The sequence below is a fragment of the Streptomyces sp. NPDC048192 genome (assembly GCF_043202415.1).
Lineage (GTDB): Bacteria > Actinomycetota > Actinomycetes > Streptomycetales > Streptomycetaceae > Streptomyces.
The window spans coordinates 1-16,319 of sequence record NZ_JBIDAL010000036.1 but is presented as its reverse complement, the minus strand read 5'-3'; the positions used below and the strand labels follow the sequence as shown (position 1 = coordinate 16,319).

Sequence of the window (16,319 nt, the reverse complement as noted above, 5' to 3'; positions counted from 1 at the left end):
CAGCGCAACACCGTCGAGCGGTGCATCAACCGCCTCAAGCAGTGGCGCGGCATCGCCACCCGCTACGAGAAGACGGCGACCATCTACCTGGCCGCGCTCCACATCGCCGGCATCTTCCTGTGGTCCGCCCGCTGATCCAAACGAAACTGCCTAGTGCACCGACTCCACGACCTGCTCGGCCTCCTCCTCGAAGCCCCTCCTCTGCAGCAGCCTCACTGTTTCCTGGCGGCGCACCGCGTCGGCCCACCGGCCGACCGTTCCCCGGTACAGCAAACGCCGGCGCTGTCCGTCCATTCGGCTGGCGCGCAACTGCTCGGTGATCGCCACCACGTCCGCAGGCGTGATCCGCTGTTCGTTCTCCAGACAGCGTTCCAGCAAGTCCCAGGCCTTCTCCTGGCTCCAGCCCCGACGCGTTCCGTGGCCGTAGAGGCGGGCGGCTGTCTCGGCGACGACACCGCCCATCGGCACCCCGGCCAGCTCGGGATCGGAGGGATCCGACAGCTCCTTGCAGGCCAGGTCCGCGGCGATCCTGCCGCGGTTGCCCTGCATCTGCTGTGCCGTGACGTAGTCGGCGAACACCTCGGGGCCGGCACTCCCGTTCAGCAGTCCGGCGGTGAGCCGGCGGGCGACGGTACGCGCCACCCGGTACACGTCCCGGGAGCGCTCGATCTTCGTCTGCAGTCGCACCAGGTCACCGCCGGTTCGGCCGTCGATGTGCTCCGCTGCGGCTATGTACAACAGGCGCCAACACTCCGGGTCGGCGTCGATGTTCCTCAGTTCTTTCACGAGCGTGTCGATCTCGGCTGGGGAGCGCGGTCCGGTGGCGCATGCCACGCCACGGGCCACGACTTTGGGGTACAGGTCGACCTTGGTCCTTGCCACGGTCTCGAACCTCTGCCAGCGGCTGATGATCTCGGCGAGTTCATACAGCTCCTCGCGTGCCGCAGCCTGATTCAGGACCGCCTCGCATCGCTCCGGGTCGCTCTCCGCCAGCTTCCGGCAGACGGCGGCCACGTTGTGGTGCTGCAACCGCCTGCCGACATGGTCGATGAGGGAATCCGGGCTGTGTTCCGAACCCGAGATCAGCTTGGCGACGGTATCCCTCGTGGGCTCCACCAGGTCCGTGTCGCACAGCCGCGTGTCGATCCAGTTCTCCAGCACCGGCTCGACCGGGCTGAGCATGCGCAGGGCCGCGACCAGGTCGTTGAGCCCGGCCGGGGTCGTCGTGTCGGACTGCCGCGCACCGGAGGCGTTGATCCTCTGCACGGCCCGTCCCAGCAGGTCCGCCGCCTCCTCCGAGCACCCTTCGTCGCGCAGCGCGAGATACAGCAGCGCCGTGTCGATCAGGGTCCGGTTCTCGCTGAACGTGTTCAGCGTGGCCTCGACAAGGTCCTGCTTGCCCCGCCCGCGCAACTCCCGTACGAACGCGGCCACATCGAGCGCCGTGCGCTGACGAGCCACATCGTGCACGATGCCTCTGCTCAGTGCAGAGGGCCGGTACTCGGAAATCTCGGGTTCCGGCTGCTGCCGCTCTCCTTGCCCGGCCGCGCCCGCGGAGGCGGCGCCGTCGATCTCCGACTGACGGCACGCCAGGTCGGCGGCATCCCCGATGCTTCGCCACAGAGCAGCCGTCGCCAGTACGTTCACCGCGTCGTAGAAGTGGAGCTTGGCTGCGGCTTCGATCAGTTGGTCGGTCGGCCGCTGGATCGCGAAGGCGTACAGCACCCGGATCGCGACAGCGGGACGAGGCGGCTCGCCCTTGCTCTCGTTGCCCTTCCGGAGGGCCTGCACGCGCGCCGCGATCTCTTCGGTGCTGCTCCGGGTCACCCAGGAATACCGGACGCTCCACGTCCGGTCGTCATCCAGCCAGCCCTCGGCTCCGGGGCGTGCCCTACTCATGCGTGACGCTCAAGCTGCCCGACGCTCCATCCGACTGAAGTACCTGGCGAAGGTGTCCGGAGAACGGTAAGCCTCGTTCGCCCGTATATCGATGTGCTCGGCCAGCTTCAGACTGTCGTCGTCCCCTCTGTCGCAGAGGGCGGAGACGATGTCTGCGGTGGTGCACTCGTCCTTGAGCAGGTACGGGATGCGCGCGTCCGGATCCCCCTTCAACCAGTCTATCCAGCCATGTGGATCGGTGGGCAGCGACGGATCCACACGCTGGTCGGCGGCCATCCGGTTGGTGAAGATCTGGGTTCCGTCGGGAGCGTCCCTGAGCACCATCCGCGGCTGCGGATGTCCTGCGGTGCACTTCTCCATCTCGGCCTTGATGGCCTCTCGGAGCAATCCGAAGGTGAGCTGGTCCTTGCGGTCCCGAGTGCCTCGCGCGAGGACGTTGAGCAAGTGCCCACTGAACGGGGTGCACTGGTCGAACGGCGCCGGGAGACCGGGACACCCCGCGGCGGAGGCGAGCGGACCGGCGAGCGCGGCATCCTGGCCGAGCGCGCTGAGGACGCAGGTTCCCTCGAACTGGCGGCCCATCACCCCCGGCAGCTTCGGCTCCTCCCCGGCCGGGCCCAGGTCTCCCAGCCTGTGCGAGTAACAGCAGTCGGCGATGAGGACCTTCAGGGCGGCCGCGGACCTGCGCATGGCGCGGTACACGTACCAGCTGTTCAGCCACGTCCACGGAGACCGGTCCTGGGACGTGCCGACCGAGAAGTGCACCTGGTCACCGGCGGGGACGTCTCCCCAGCAGGCTCCGTGGCCGACGTAGACGACGAGCAGGGTGTCCGAAGGGCCGACCTCGGCGGCGGTCTCCTCCAAGGCACGCATGACCCCGTCGATCGTCCCCGCCTCGTCCGGGCCGAGCACCCGGCAGCCGTCCGCACCCCAGAGCTCGTCACCTGCGAGGACTTCTCGGTACATACGTCCGCTCGCGGCGATGGTGGGCCAGCCCGGGATGTTCGAGCCCGGCTGGTACTCCCCCGGTGCGATCACGAGTGCGCGTGAAGCCATCTCAGCCGTTCACTCCTTCGGATCCCCCGGGCCGGCCCTCGTCCGGGGTACCTGCCGGGGCGTCAGTGGCCGACGGCGGCACGGGCCTCACCTCGATCTCGGCCTGCGGCGGATCCAACCGGCCCGCCCGCCACCGCTCGACGGCCCGCTTCGTGGCGTCCAGGGCCGCGCCGAGGGCCTCCTCGGTGAGCTTGGAAACGGCGGCCACCAGCAGGATCTCGACGATACCGCCGGTCAGTACCCAGCCCTGGTCGACCTCGTCGCGGCGCCATTCCAGGCCGGTCTCCGCCTCGAGTGCGCCCCGGATCCGCTCCGGATCGTCCAATCCGAGTAACGCGCCCCTCACGGACACCGAGATCACCGCTGCCACTTACCGGCCCCCATGTCGTCGAGTTCTGCTCCCCACCCGATCCCGTCCAGGGTATCGGGCCTGACGGAGCAGGCACAGACGGCGCACGCCTGGGTGGGCGACGACTCGCGCTCACCCTCCTGCCGCCTGACGCGGCCTCGGCGAACCCGAAGGGACCTCGACGGCATCCCCTAATTACTGCACCTCCAAAGTACGGCTCCTCGTCAGGAAGCCGCCGCTCCGCCCCGCCTCGACGACCACGGGCTGTCCGGGCCCGGCTTCCGGGGGCGCCAGGTCCCCCGGCTTGTTCCCGAGCGAGCGGGGTTCAGAGCACGCACCCGGTCGACGCACGAGGTGCTCCTCACCAGGCCAAGTCGATCATGCGGGAGCTGGATGGTAAGTGCTGGGCTGGTAGCGGCCCTGCAGGTCTGGCTCAGCGACATCATCGTCTCCGGTCTGGCCTACTGGGAGCTGGACCGGGGTCGGCCGGGTCAGTCGCACCCAAGCGCCCCGCTCCACGCCGCCGCTGGCGGGCTTCCGTTTCTCACAAGACGAGAACGACGCCCCGATGCCCTCGGCCGCCGGCCGCACGAAGTACTAGCCTTCCGCCCCCGCTCCGGGGGATGTCGACGAGGCGCGGCCCGGTCGGGCAGGGCAGCGGAGGGGCACTGTGGCCGACGGAGCTGGGGAGTCATCAACCGCGGCGGTGAGGGTAAGCGGCAGGAAGTCCAACCGATCGCATGAAAGTGGTGCCCTGCCATGGCCAAGACACAGGACGTCGTCGAGCTCATCCTTCAGGACCACCGGCGTATGGAGGAACTGTTGCGGCTGATGCGCAGTGTCGAAGCCGACCGGGCGGCCGCGCTGAAGAAGTTCGCGGACCTGCTGATCGCTCACGCGCTGGCCGAGGAGGCCAAGGTCTATCCGGCCCTGAAGAGGTACAAGAACATCGACGACGACGAAGTCGAGCACGGCGAACACGAGCACGACGAGGGCAACAAAGCCCTGCTGGGCCTCTTGGAGGTGCAGGAGGTCGGCTCCGAGGAGTGGGACTCCAAACTGGAGGAACTGGTGGAGGCCGTCACCCACCATGCCGACGAGGAGGAGCGCACCATCCTCAACGGCGCACGTGAGAACGTGACGATGGAACGGCGCGAGGAACTGGGCGCGGCGTTCTGGGAGGAGCGCGAGCGTCAGCTCAAGGTCGGGTGCGGCTCGCCCGACAACGTACGCCGCATCCTCAATTCCTGACCCCGACCCCTACCACGGGCCGCCCCACGCCCGGACCGGGATCCTGGACGGTTTCGTCGATCAATGAGGGCAGTGCGCCGAAAGGGTTTGTCATGAGGCTGGATGTCGACGATGATCACCTCATGACGACCAGAAAGGGCCGTGCCCTCTAGGCGCCCCGCTCCGCTCTCCCCCGCTCGCGCGCCGCCGATCGCAACTCACCGCAGCGACCGATGGCCGTGACCGCTTACCAAGGAGAGCCCGTCCGTGCAGAAGACTGCCCTCATCCCCTACGCCCACCTCCCCCGAGCGCACCGCAACCGCCACGTCCTGACCAGTACCGTCGATGTCTTCGGCGCCGCCCACTGGCTGCTGGCCGAGCGCGCTCCGCAGCCCGACGGCGATGTCCTGCCCTTCGACGCGCTGGTCGTCTCCGTTCATCCGGGCGGCAACGTCGAATACACCGAACTGAGCGCCGTGCGAGCCCGCTGGCCGCACCTGGACCGCCTGCCGGACGGTGGGTTCGTCGTCGCCGCGTCGCGCGCCCGCCGGCACGAGGACGCGAACCAGGTCCAGGTCTTCGACGCGCTCGGGCGCGAGACCTCGTCCTTCTCCGTCGGGGACGCCATCGAGCACCTGCTCGGTGACGGGGCCGGCCATATCTGGGTCGGTCACTTCGACGAGAACCCGGCCGGAATCCGCCGCTGGAGCGCCACGGGCCGGCTCGCCTGGACGTCGGACGGTGCCCGCATCCCCGGTCTGTTCGACTGCTATGCGCTGAACGTGTCGAGGACCGCCGCCTGGGCGTGCCCCTACACGGACTTCCCGCTGGTCGAGATACGCCCCGCCCGCACCGACCAGCCCGTGAGGGTGTGGTCGAACCGCGTACGGGGCGCCAACGCGCTGGCTGTCCACGGCGAGCGAGTCACCTTCTACGGCGGCTACGGCGAGGAGCGGGACCGACTCGCCCACGGAGAACTCACCGAAACATCTGTCGAGCCAATGGAGGTCAGCGTGCTCACCCTGCCCAATGGCCCTGTTCCCCGCCGCCGGCGGGTCGTCAGCCGAGGAAGCAGGATCTACGTCCAGGCCGAGCCATTCACCGCGTGGGGCCTGTTCGACCTCAGCAGCTGATACCCAGCACTGCAAAGGCCTTTTCGCCCGGTCGCCGACCATCCGACGCCAGTCCCGCAAGGAGCTCGCCGCGGCCCGTGCCAGCGAGGATCAGACGGTCTTCGACCGGGTGATCGAAGTCTTCGACGAGCAGGTGCACGGCGCTCTTCTGCTGAGCAGATCACCTCACGCCCGGGTGGTATCACGAGCAGACGGGCCAGCTTGCGCTCGGGCGTCACCGTCGGGCCGAATTCGTGCATCGGAGTTTTCCATCCGGGCATGTGCCGCGCTCGGTCACAGCCGCCCGCTCAGCTCGCCAACCCCTACGCTCACTCGCCAACTGAAGCGCTCTGTCACAAGCTGATGCGGACCTGGTTGGCGTCCGGCCTGCTACAGCTCGATCTCGATCTGCTCCACATCGGTGAACTCCACGCCCAGCCGTGCGCGCGAGTGTTGTTGGCGCGGAAGAACATCTACGCGAGGCCCTCGGCCGCGATCTGCTGCAGCTGTTGCTCGGTGGCGCCTTGATCGCGGGCGGTGAACAGTCGGTCCGCGAACTAGGGGGTGGCCGGGCTTGGGTGATGTCGCGGATCCGGGCGTCGTCCGTCGTACCCGGGGCGGCGGTGAACCCGAACCGGGCCCGGGTGGAGACGACAAGACCGTCGGTGGCCGCGGCCTTCTCCTTCGCTCTCGCCCGCACCTGCGGCTGCCACCGCCTCTTGACCTCGCGGTCCATGCGTTCACGCAGCTCCTGGCGGGGACCTTTGAGGGTGCCGGCCACGTGCCGTTCCACGGTGCACTGTCAGATGCCCAGCAGCTGAGCGACCTGCTTGGTGGTCTTGAGCTGCTTGACCAGGTACTTCATCTGTGCCTGGGTGCTTTTTTCGGGGGGCAGCATCACCTTCCCCCGTCCAAGCGGCATCCGGGATGGAGCACGACGCTGGGCCGGTCGGCGGCTGGCGGGACGGGCGAGCGGCGGAGAGCCGGCCCCGGCTGCCCTCGCACGATGAGCGCCCGCACCGGCGTGGGCCACCTCATCCGCCCCTCACCTCATCCTCCCCTCGCCTCAGGCGCTTCACTGTGGCCTTCCCCGCTCGGTTTGTCGTCTTGCTCCTGATGGCCCGCTTCCCCGCTCAGCAGGGGCGAGCGGGACAGGACCATCACCGCTGCTGCCGCCGCCGCGGCGGCCACGACCGCCAGCACAATGAACAGTCCTCCCCGCACGCTCTCCTGGAAGACCAAGGTCCCCCAGAGGATGGCCACCACCGGATCGGCCATGGTCAGGCCCGGCTGGGTGGACAGCAACCGGCCGGCGTGCATCGCCGACTGCAAGAGGAACATCGCACACGCCCCGGCGGCGAACATGGCCCACAGCTGCCAGCTGGTGAGCAGAGCGACGAAGCCGTGCGAGAAGGTGTTCGTCATGCCCTTCATCAGTGCGGCCGTCAGTCCGAAGGCGCATCCCGTCGTGGCTCCGAGGATGGCAGAGCGGCGAGATCCTGACGCGCCGCGGGACCACAGCACACCGGCAACGATCACGAGCACGTTGATTCCGCAGCCGATCGCCCACTCCCACCAAGGCACCGACGTCGTCTTCCCACCGCTCGGTCCCAGCGAGGCGACCAGGCCGGCGACGCCGGCCGCCATAACCGCCGATGCACCCCACTCCCGACGGCCCAGCCGGCTGCCGAGGAGGAAACCGGAGAGGATCAGCGCCGTCGGCAGTTCCAGAGCCAGGAGGGGCTGAACCACAGAGAGTTCTCCTGTGCCCAGGGCGGTCGCCTGCAGCAGGAAGGCGCCGATGATCGCCGCGATGCCGCCGAACCACACCGGACGGTGCAGCAAGTGCCAGACCAGGCGCAGACTCAGGTTCTCATCCTCCGGCTGATCGCGGGCAGCCTTGCGCTGCAGAGCGGACGCCAGCGCGTTCAGCCCGGCGGCGAGCACGGCCAGCAGGGGGCTAATCACCGCACTGCCCGCCGAGAGCCGCCCGAGCCGCCAGCCGGCACACGGACCAGCAAGTGCAGGGGTCACTGGGGACACACTCAGACCTGGTAACCAGCCTGCTGCGACTAACACCAAAACACTCCGAGGGCCTCTTGCTCCTCTCCGTCCGAGGCGCCGGTCCGATGGCAGGGTCAGCCGCCGTCGAGGAGGGGGTAAGGAGATCTGAACGGCACACGAGTCCTTGAAACGCGCGGCGAGAACCCTCGGGCCCGAGGAGCCGCTGAGCCGCGGGCGCCGGTCGGTGACGGCGCCCGCCGCCGGCTACGGGCTCGGGCTCTGTCGCTCAGTCGGTCGGCCGGTGGTGGTCAGCGTCGGAGCCGTCCAGGTGGTCGTTCATGTGTCGCCCGCGGGGCGGGCCGTGGGTGCAGCGCCGCGGCCTGCCGGGGACGATGCCGTTCACGGGCGTGCTTCGCCGCGGGTCGTCACCATTCGGTGCGGGGAGTGGGCCGTCGTTGTGCGCGTGCGATGAGGAGGGCGACGTCGTCGTGGCCGCCGGGGTGCCGGAGTTGTTGCAGCAGCCGGTCGCAGGTGTCTTCCGTGGACTGGTCGAGCCGTGCCAGAAGACGTATGAGGCCGTGCAGGCGCTCGTCGATGGGGTCGTGGCGGGTTTCGACCAGTCCATCGGTGTAGAGGACGAGTTGATCGCCGGGTTGCAGTTCGAGGGTGGTGGTCTCGAAGGGGACGCCGCCGACGCCGAGTGGGGCGCCGGTGGGGAGATCGAGCAGTTCCGGTGACCTGCCGGTCCGCGTCAGGACGGGCGGCAGATGGCCGGCGGAGGCCACCTGCAGGCGGGCGTGGTGGGGGTCGTAGATGGCGTACACGCAGGTGGCGATGTACGGGTCCAGGCCGAGGATGATCTCGTCAAGGCGCGCGAGGATCCTGGCAGGGTCGAGGTCGAGGCCGGCGAGGGTCGAGGTGGCGGTGCGCAGTCGGCCCATCGTGGTGGCGGCCTCGATGCCACTGCCCATGACGTCGCCGACGGTCAGGGCGGTGCGGTCGTCCGCGAGCGGTATGACGTCGTACCAGTCGCCGCCCACCTCGCTGAACGCCTGGGCCGGCAGGTAGCGGGCGGCGACCTCCAGCCCGGGGTGCCGGGGCGAGAGCTGCGGGAGCAGGCTGCGCTGGAGGGTTTCTGCAGCGCTGCGGATGTGATGGTGGAGAACGGCGTTGTCGATGCTCAGCGCTGCGGTCGAGGCGAGTTCGCAGGCGAGGGCGACGTCGTCCTCGTCGAAGGGCAGGGGATTGCTGGCGCGGGCCAGACCCATGACGCCGATGATCCTTTCCCGGGCGATGAGGGGGACCGCCAGGTCGGTGTGCACGCCCGCCTCAGTGAACAGGCGGGCCGCCTCGGGGTCGGTGGCGATCCGGTCATGGTCGCCGGGGTCTAGGTGACTGATCAGGTGGGCCTCGCGTGTGCGGACGCAATGAGCTGCCGGGTGGTCGGCGTGATACCTGGCCAGTCGGCCAGGCGGCACGATCGCCTGGGCGGCGTCGGTGGGGTAGGCGGTCTTCACCGCCATGGCCCGGAAGAGAGCCGGACCCTCGTCCGTGGCCGTGCTGCCCGTGTCAAGGACGGAGTCCAAGAGGTCCACAGCGACCATGTCGGCCATGTCGGGCACGACGACGTCGGCCAGTTCCTGCGCGGTCCGCTGCACCTCCAAGGTGGTACCGATCCGGGCCGAGCCGTTGGCGATCAGGCGCAGGCGCTGCTGGGCCCGGTCGGCCCTCATGGCTGCCTCGTATCGGTCGGTGACGTCCACGACCACGTTGGCGACGCCCAGCACGTTGTGGTGCTGGTCCTCCAGCCGGTAGAGCGACACCGCCCAGGCGTGATCGCTCTTTTGGTCGGCGCGCGTCCGACCCACCACCTGCTGGTCCACCACAGGTACTCCTGACGCCAGCACCCGCCGCATCTCTGCCTCCGCGGTCTGGAAGGACGCACCGGGCAGGATCTCGGCGAATCTGCGTCCGAAATGGTCGGCCTCGGGCACTCCGTGCATCGCTGCCAGCGCCGGGTTGACCGCCACGTACCGCAAGTCGGTGTCCAGGATCGCCAGCCCGATCGGCGCCTGGGCGACCAGGCGGGTGGACAACGCAACCTTGCGCTCGACCTGCCGCAACGTGGACCGGTCGGTCGCCAGACCCAGAGCGTAATGGTCGCCGGCGTTGTCCGTCAGCCGCATGTTGCGGAACTCGACCATCCGGGTACTGCCGTCCTTGTGCCGGATGGGGAAGGCTCCGGCCCAGCCCCGGCCGGTCTCCATCACCTGAGCGAACAGCGTGATCGCCGCGTCCTTGTGTTCCGGGTGCAGCAGGAGCGGAGCCGCGTACTGCCCCAGCGCCTCGCTGCGGGTGTAGCCGAAGAGCTGCTCGGCCTGCGGGCTCCACATGTCGATCCGGCCGTCGGCCTCCAGCAGTACCGCAGCGACGCCCAGCAGGTCCATCAGGCCACTCGGGCCCAATGCGGCGTCCTTCGGATGACCCGGTCGGTTTGGATGTTCATCCGATGAAGTCATCACGCTGACTCCTCTCACCTGCTGAACACACCGGCGCGCCCGCCTGACCGCGACGACCGGGTGGAGAGGCCTTCCTTCCAGTGTTCCGCTCAATCGGCACAGAGATTCCTTCGGCCACAGTCTCGTCGCGGCACAGGGCCTTGGCCTGGCAGCTGGTCCCGTTCCTGCTCCGGCGGCCTCGCGCCGGGCCACTCGCCGTGGCGGGACACCGCCGTGCCCCAGCCGGTCTCCAGGGATGTTCCGGCGCGTGAGGCGGGCGCGGGCCGTCTCGCCGCTGGTGCCCCGCGCCACCGATCTGCGGCCGGCTGGCGCTGGCCTGCTCGTCCGCCGGGACCGGCAGAGGCACCAGGTGATCGGCGAGGCGGGGTAAACGGGTGACGGCCGGGAAGCGGGCGGCTCCCACCGGCGCACCGCCCTCGCCGCCGACCGTGCCGGTCGGGGTCATGTTCGCCGCGTCAGGAGCAGTAGGCCGGCCCTCACCGGACGGGGCCGGGCGGGCTTGGCCGGGCTCCAGCGCCGCCGGCCCGACAGGCCCGCCCGGCCGCCGCCGGTGCCCGGCCTGCGGTACCGGCGGTCGGCTCCATGAGCGCGACGGATTCGGCGTAGGCGAGGTGGGCGCCGCACACGGTGCGGCCAAACAGTATGGCGCTCGCGCCTTCGCCCGAGTGGTTCAGGAAGTGCTCGAGTTGGTTTTCGTCGTGCCCGCCATCGAGGCACATCACGGCTCGCAGCCGATTGAGGGCGTCGGGATGGGCCGCCAGCTGGGTGAAGCCAACTTCGCCTATGAAGGCGGCCGCGTTCTGGCAGTGGACGAGCCAGTGCGGGCCCTGCCAGGAGCGGAAGCCTGGGGTGCGGTGAGTGGGGCACGCTCACGCGCCGGTTTCCAAGGTGCGCTTGAGGGTGGCGAGTTCGGTGTCGACCAGGGCGATCTGCTCGTCGAAGAAGGCATCGGTGAAGGCTGGCGGCTGGAAGAACGTGATCATGAATTCGGAACCGGTGCCGTTGGCCACGACGCGGGCGGGTACCTGCCAGGACGCCTGTTCATCGAGGTACTCGTGGTCGAGGATTCCGAGTTCGGCGTTGCCGTGGATGCGGAGCCTGGCTGGGCCTTGCGGGGTGGTCATCAGCCACCAGTCCGGCTCGCCGGTGGGCTCGATGGCCTTGATGTTGACGACCGCCCAGGCGGGCCAGTTGGCCGGGTCGGCGAGGAAGGCGTAGACGTCGGGGACGGGGCGCTCGATGGTGACGGTCTTGGTGATCGAGCGTGCGGTGGTGGGGGTGGTGCTCACGGTGGTGCCTTTCAGGGGGTGGGTGGTGCGGGAGGCCCTGGGTGGGCTTCGCCGACGAGGCGGCGTATCCAGGACTCCAGCTGGCGGCGCTGCTCCGGTTCCAGGGCGGCGAAGAAGTGGGCGTCGTTGCGGTCGGCGATCTCCGCCAGCCTGGGCGCCAGGTCGCGGCCGGCGTCGGTGAGTGTCAGTCGCAGGGTGCGGCGGGACGCAGGATCCGGTTCTCGGCTCATCAGCCCTTTGGCGGCCAGACGGTCGACCAAGCGGGACACCGCGCCGGCGTCGATGCCCATGTACCGGGCCACCTCGCGGGTGGTGGCGGCGTCGCCGCGGTACAGGGTGATCAGGACCGCCCACTGGGAGACGGTCACGTCGTGCGCGGCGAGTTCCCGTTCGAACCGGCCGTGGACTTCGTCGGAGAGCCGCCGCAGCCAGTAGCCGAGGTGATCACGCAATCCGCTGGGGGAAGATGTCACCCCTCCACAATGAGTGCCGCGACAACTGTTGTCAAGACATCATTTGCTGACTGGTCTTTGGCCACCCACACCACCAGCGGACCGTGACGGAACCGGGCATCCGGGCTTGAGGTTGGCGCGGCCCTCCGCGGTACGCGGGAGGGCCGCCACGACTCCGGATGCTGCCTGACCTGCGTTGAAACCGGCCCTGAGCCCGATTCTCGACGACCTGGCCCGCGCGCAACAGGAGGGGCGCGCCACCTAACGGCAGCTCGCCGTACGCCCGCGCTCCGCACTGCGCCGCCTGATCCGCCCGTCTGCCGAGGTGCTGTTCCATCCGTACTGGCAGGGCCGGCGGCCTGCGGGCTGGGCGGCGCTGCACGGTGCACGCCATGCCCGATCCACCCCCTTACCCGCCCCGGCTTCGGGCGATCCTGGCGCACCTCGACCAGCAGCTCGCCGAGAGCGAGACCGTCGGCACCTACGCCAGCGACAGGCCGTCCTCACGCCGAACGGGGTCCCCGACCTCAGCGGCGGCCACGGAAGGTGAAGGGTGGTGGCCCGCTGCCCGGCTTCGCTCCCCCGCCGATGAATACGGGCTACCTTGTCGGGTAAAAGCGCATCCCGTACGACCCCAGGCCCGCCGTCATCCACCTGGCTGACTGCGCGGTGATCGATGGCACCCCCACAGGATCCGGTCAGACGAAGCACGGGCAGCACACACCGACCCCACCAACCGTGCCAGTTCTACCGGCCGGACACCGAGCTGGGCATCGACCTGACCTGAGGGTCCTCGAGCTGTCCGCGTAAGTGGCCGCTACCGGGCGGGCGCCCGGCTCGTGTGCCGCGCTTGCCGGCGACAGGAAGCCAGCCAGAGCCAGGCACAGCGGAAACCATGACTCGCTCTACGCCAGCCGCGACCAGATCAAACGATCCTGCGGGCGGCTGAATAGGGGCGCTGAGATCGGTCTGCCTCGTCCTGGACGAGCAGCGACATCAGGGAGGCTACGGTCAGGCCGATGTCCGCTTCGGCAGGATGGCGCAAGGTCTTGCTGGGATCGATCCGGTAGGTGTTGCCACGTCCCTCTCGGGTGTGAGAGAGGTAGCCGTCCTGTTCGAGGTCCGCGATGATCTTCTGCACTGCACGCTCGGTGAGCCGGCAGTGCGCGGCGATGTCCCTGATACGCGCATGTGGGTTGTCGGCGACGGCCGCAAGTACACGGGCATGGTTGGTCAGGAAGGTCCACCCGGTGTGCGGCTCAGGTACTTCAGCCATGCCCTTACCTTACCGACTGTTCGTGCAATCGGAAACACGTATTGCGTTTCGTGTATTGACTGGCGTACATCTACATGCCGGGGGAACGTTGGCAGTACTCGGCACACCGGCGGGAGCCAGTATGTACAAGCACGTTCATCGGACCCAGATCGTCAGCGGGTCCCTCCACTCCTGCGCGCAGAGCCGAGGAACCGCGGACAAGCCCCCTGCGACCGGTTTGGCGGTCGCCTCGTACACACCCCACCAGGACAGGATCTGCGTTCGAATCCTGGGCGAGCTGGACCTCGATTCCGCAAGCCAGCTCCGCCACGACCTGCACGAAGCCCTCGCCGTCTCGGACCGCGGCCTCGCCCTGGACCTCAGCAAGCTGGACTTCTGCGACTGCGCCGGCCTCCGCCTCCTCATGGAGCTGCGCCAGCGTGCCGTCAGCCACGGCAAGACCGTCGTCATCGACGCCCGCAGCACAATCGTCGACAGGTTGCTCACCCTTCTCGGAGCGCAGGAACTCTTCAGGACGTCGGACCAGCCGACCACCGAGTCACGTCGCCCAGCCCCGGTCACTGCCCCCTCACCAAAGACCGGAATGTCTCCAGGCGCCATGTCCTCGCGGAGTCGTGTCAGTCGCGCGGGATGCCTCCACACGCCTCGGTCCTGAGCGGTGTCCACGTCGATCTCCGCCACGTCCTGTTCTTCGTCCTCGGACTGAAACTGCTCGGAGACGGCATCTCCATCCTCACGTCCTGACCGCAGCAGCCCCCATCACCCGCACCGCTTGCGCACCGGCACCGCTGCCCGCCGCCTGCACGCCTGACACATCCGCTGCCGAGCCTCGTGCACCACATGCAGAACATGGCCGAAGCCCGGCAACCGTCACCACCCACCCAGCGCAGCGGTGGAATGCCGAACCTGAACGCTGCCGCGGACCTGGCTCGACCTGCGCGTGGTGTGGGCCAGGGCGCGCACGGACACCCGGATGGCTGTCGCTCACCGGCCGTCACCCGGACGCCCCCGACGAGCGGAGCCGACCCTGCGCGTCGAGTGGCTCCGCCTCCTGGCCCTCGGTGTCGCCCCGAGTCGGGCGGAACTGATCCTGGGCATCGGCGGGGCAGGCGCGGGGGCGGACCCGGCGCTCGCGGCCGCGTGCGACGCCGTCAGCGCTGTCTCTCCCCCCGTACAGGCACAGCCGGCTTATCCGGCTGACTCCGCAGCGGGTGGCCCGGTTCCTCGAGGAGCCGAAGTTCCTCGTCGTGGACCACCGGGACGACGCAGCCGGCGACGTCGCCCGGGAACTCGGCCCGCGCGGACTCGCCCGGTCTGCGGAACCAGTCCCGTTCCTTGGCGTCCAGACCGAGCAGCCGGGCCGGCTCCTGCCGCGCGAGGCCTTCCTCCTCGGGCAGTTCGACGTGGAGGAGCACGAAGCGGTCCCGGCGAGCCGTCGACGCGCCTCCGCCTCGGAGGGTGACGGCAGCCCCGACTGTCGTGCACTTCCCGGGGCCGCCCTCGTATGAGTGACGGACGCATGAACTGGACTTGGCAGACCCCACGGCCACATCCGAGGTCGCCCGCTCAGCACCATGATCAAGCGCTCACGTGGCGGTTCCCGCTCACCTGCCATGGTGGGCCGATGGCATGCCTTCGCCACTGGCTTGCCAACCGGGCTCCAGGCGGTCGAGGAGCGTGCGAAAGGCTGCACCGGCCCGCTCCCAGTCACCGTCGGCCAGCGGTACGAGGAGCAGACCGAGGGAGGCGTCGGCCAGGAGAGCACCTTCCGCTCGGGCCCGTTCCTCGGCCAGGCCCAGATCACGGAAGAGTGAGGCCATCAGGTCCGTCCACTCGGTGAGCATGTCCCTCATGACGGGTCCGTACCGGTCGGGGTGAAGCAGGCTGGCGGCCATCACTTCAAGGTAGAGCGGGAGTACGGCACGCATGTCGGGGGCGCTGAACTGCTGCCAGACGTCCTCGAGGAAGCGGCGTAGCCCCGCGGCGTCCCTGGGAGGACCGACGGCGTCGAGCAGGGGCCGGGCGCGCAGCAGCGGCCGCTTCTCGAACATGGCCAGCGCTTCGGCGATCATGCGCTCCTTGGTGCCGAAGTAGTACAGGAGCATGCGGTCGCTCGTGCCCAGCGCCTGAGCCAGCGGGCGCAGCGACAAATCGGCCAGGCCGTTGCGGATCACATAGTCACGAACCCGATTCAGCAGATCGCGTCGCTTGGCGGGGTCGGGCGGTCGGGGCATTCAGACTCCTGACTGCAGTGCGGTGGGGACGGAACCCGGAAGTCGCATTTAATTAGTTTTGCCCATCTATTTACCGAAGCGAGTGCTACATGTATGTTTGAGCGTAGCGGCTGCTACGTGAACTGCTGCCTCACAGGCGCTGCGGGGGCCGCTCACCGACGCAGGAGGGACTGATCCCCATGGCCACCCCGATGATCGGCAGGATCACCACTCAGGGGAAGACTCAGCCCTCCGAGGCAGGAGTCAGTTCCTGGTTCGCGCGGCAGCGCGCCCTCTGGTCGCGCAACTATCCGCCACTGCGCCCGCTCGACGCCCCCCGAGGCCGCGTCTCCGCCTGGGACGCCTCCTGGCCCCTGCCCCGGGAGCTCACGTCGGTCCGCCGGGCCAGGCGACTGGTGACCGCGCAACTGAGCGACTGGTCCCTGAAGGACCTCGCCGACACCACCGAGCTCCTGGTCAGCGAACTGGTGACCAACGCCCTGCGTCACACGCGCGGCCCGCTCCGGCTCAACCTGCAGGTCCGCGACGCGCGCCTGAGGTGCGAGGTCGAGGACACCGAGTCCGCCGGCCCGATACGCCAGATCGTCGACGCAGACGCAGAAGGCGGCCGCGGCACAGAACTACTCGATCTCCTCGCCGAAGCCTGGGGCAGCAGCCTCACCGGCACCGGCAAGACCACATGGTTCGAACTGCCGGCGAAGACGCCTGCCGCACAGACGCAGGCGGGTGACGGATCCAATACAGTGAACAGCCCAGCATGAGCGGGGCCGTCGCGCGGTCTAGGAAGTTTTTGAGATGTGCTCCTAGTGTCCTGAGTCGGGAATTCGCTTCAGATATCCTGCGAGGCGTTCAAGGATCTCGTCCGCGGTCTTCGTCCAGACGAAGGGTTTCGGCTCTT

15 protein-coding genes and 3 pseudogenes are annotated in these 16,319 nt (G+C 69.0%); 5 read left to right on the top strand and 13 right to left on the bottom strand.

Going from position 1 to position 16,319, the window contains the following annotated elements:
• Positions 1 to 135: pseudogene (locus ACGFZN_RS39715) on the top strand (IS5/IS1182 family transposase); the annotation flags it as partial.
• A 15-nt stretch (positions 136 to 150) separates the two neighbouring features.
• Here the strand turns inward: ACGFZN_RS39715 and ACGFZN_RS39710 are convergent.
• From ACGFZN_RS39710 to ACGFZN_RS39700, 3 genes are read right to left on the bottom strand one after another with little or no spacing between them, the layout of a single operon-like run.
• Entirely contained in the window at positions 151 to 1,899 is a 1,749-nt protein-coding gene (locus tag ACGFZN_RS39710) for a hypothetical protein (protein ID WP_393863361.1), read from the bottom strand.
• A 9-nt stretch (positions 1,900 to 1,908) separates the two neighbouring features.
• Positions 1,909 to 2,955: a hypothetical protein gene (locus ACGFZN_RS39705; RefSeq protein WP_393863360.1), complete on the bottom strand. Its 1,047-nt coding sequence runs from the start codon at positions 2,953 to 2,955 to the stop codon at positions 1,909 to 1,911.
• A gap of 1 nt (position 2,956) precedes the next feature.
• Complete coding sequence (locus ACGFZN_RS39700) at positions 2,957 to 3,325, bottom strand: hypothetical protein (protein ID WP_393863359.1); 369 nt, start codon at positions 3,323 to 3,325, stop codon at positions 2,957 to 2,959.
• A gap of 738 nt (positions 3,326 to 4,063) precedes the next feature.
• On the opposite strand from ACGFZN_RS39700, the gene ACGFZN_RS39695 reads away from it, so the two are divergent.
• Positions 4,064 to 4,555: a hemerythrin domain-containing protein gene (locus tag ACGFZN_RS39695; RefSeq protein WP_393863358.1), complete on the top strand. Its 492-nt coding sequence runs from the start codon at positions 4,064 to 4,066 to the stop codon at positions 4,553 to 4,555.
• 246 nt (positions 4,556 to 4,801) lie between these two features.
• On the top strand, positions 4,802 to 5,668 hold the full coding sequence (locus ACGFZN_RS39690; protein WP_393863357.1) for a hypothetical protein: 867 nt from the start codon (positions 4,802 to 4,804) through the stop codon (positions 5,666 to 5,668).
• Here the strand turns inward: ACGFZN_RS39690 and ACGFZN_RS39685 are convergent.
• The 8 genes and pseudogenes from ACGFZN_RS39685 to ACGFZN_RS39650 form a co-directional block, all read right to left on the bottom strand.
• The gene (locus tag ACGFZN_RS39685; protein WP_393863356.1) at positions 5,658 to 5,807 is read right to left on the bottom strand and encodes a hypothetical protein; all 150 of its coding nucleotides are present in this window, start codon (positions 5,805 to 5,807) and stop codon (positions 5,658 to 5,660) included. The two genes, ACGFZN_RS39690 and ACGFZN_RS39685, sit on opposite strands and share 11 nt — an antisense overlap.
• A 230-nt stretch (positions 5,808 to 6,037) precedes the next feature.
• A pseudogene (tpg, locus tag ACGFZN_RS39680) lies at positions 6,038 to 6,569 on the bottom strand (telomere-protecting terminal protein Tpg).
• Between the two features lie 128 nt (positions 6,570 to 6,697).
• Positions 6,698 to 7,681 carry a DMT family transporter gene (locus ACGFZN_RS39675; protein ID WP_393863355.1) on the bottom strand — a complete coding sequence of 328 codons (984 nt, stop codon included), beginning with the start codon at positions 7,679 to 7,681 and terminating at the stop codon, positions 6,698 to 6,700.
• A gap of 395 nt (positions 7,682 to 8,076) precedes the next feature.
• Positions 8,077 to 10,170, bottom strand: a complete 2,094-nt coding sequence (locus ACGFZN_RS39670) for a SpoIIE family protein phosphatase (protein WP_393863354.1) — start codon at positions 10,168 to 10,170, stop codon at positions 8,077 to 8,079.
• 476 nt (positions 10,171 to 10,646) lie between these two features.
• Positions 10,647 to 10,967: pseudogene (locus ACGFZN_RS39665) on the bottom strand (hypothetical protein); the annotation flags it as partial.
• A gap of 72 nt (positions 10,968 to 11,039) precedes the next feature.
• Positions 11,040 to 11,459 carry a hypothetical protein gene (locus ACGFZN_RS39660; RefSeq protein WP_393863353.1) on the bottom strand — a complete coding sequence of 140 codons (420 nt, stop codon included), beginning with the start codon at positions 11,457 to 11,459 and terminating at the stop codon, positions 11,040 to 11,042.
• Positions 11,460 to 11,470: 11 nt separating this feature from the next.
• Positions 11,471 to 11,932 (bottom strand): MarR family winged helix-turn-helix transcriptional regulator, encoded by a 462-nt coding sequence (locus tag ACGFZN_RS39655; protein WP_393863352.1) that lies wholly within the window; start codon positions 11,930 to 11,932, stop codon positions 11,471 to 11,473.
• Between the two features lie 904 nt (positions 11,933 to 12,836).
• Complete coding sequence (locus ACGFZN_RS39650; protein ID WP_393863351.1) at positions 12,837 to 13,187, bottom strand: helix-turn-helix transcriptional regulator; 351 nt, start codon at positions 13,185 to 13,187, stop codon at positions 12,837 to 12,839.
• Between ACGFZN_RS39650 and ACGFZN_RS39645 the strand changes: the two genes are divergently transcribed.
• On the top strand, positions 13,084 to 13,842 hold the full coding sequence (locus tag ACGFZN_RS39645; RefSeq protein WP_393863350.1) for an STAS domain-containing protein: 759 nt from the start codon (positions 13,084 to 13,086) through the stop codon (positions 13,840 to 13,842). The two genes, ACGFZN_RS39650 and ACGFZN_RS39645, sit on opposite strands and share 104 nt — an antisense overlap.
• Before the next feature lie 496 nt (positions 13,843 to 14,338).
• Here the strand turns inward: ACGFZN_RS39645 and ACGFZN_RS39640 are convergent, their stop codons facing one another.
• Both ACGFZN_RS39640 and ACGFZN_RS39635 read right to left on the bottom strand, forming a co-directional pair.
• Positions 14,339 to 14,602: a hypothetical protein gene (locus ACGFZN_RS39640; RefSeq protein ID WP_393863349.1), complete on the bottom strand. Its 264-nt coding sequence runs from the start codon at positions 14,600 to 14,602 to the stop codon at positions 14,339 to 14,341.
• 189 nt (positions 14,603 to 14,791) lie between these two features.
• Positions 14,792 to 15,421, bottom strand: a complete 630-nt coding sequence (locus tag ACGFZN_RS39635) for a TetR/AcrR family transcriptional regulator (RefSeq protein ID WP_393863348.1) — start codon at positions 15,419 to 15,421, stop codon at positions 14,792 to 14,794.
• 179 nt (positions 15,422 to 15,600) lie between these two features.
• Here ACGFZN_RS39635 and ACGFZN_RS39630 point away from each other — a divergent pair, with 179 nt between their 5' ends.
• Complete coding sequence (locus ACGFZN_RS39630; RefSeq protein WP_393863347.1) at positions 15,601 to 16,182, top strand: ATP-binding protein; 582 nt, start codon at positions 15,601 to 15,603, stop codon at positions 16,180 to 16,182.
• The last annotated feature ends 137 nt before the right edge of the window (positions 16,183 to 16,319 follow it).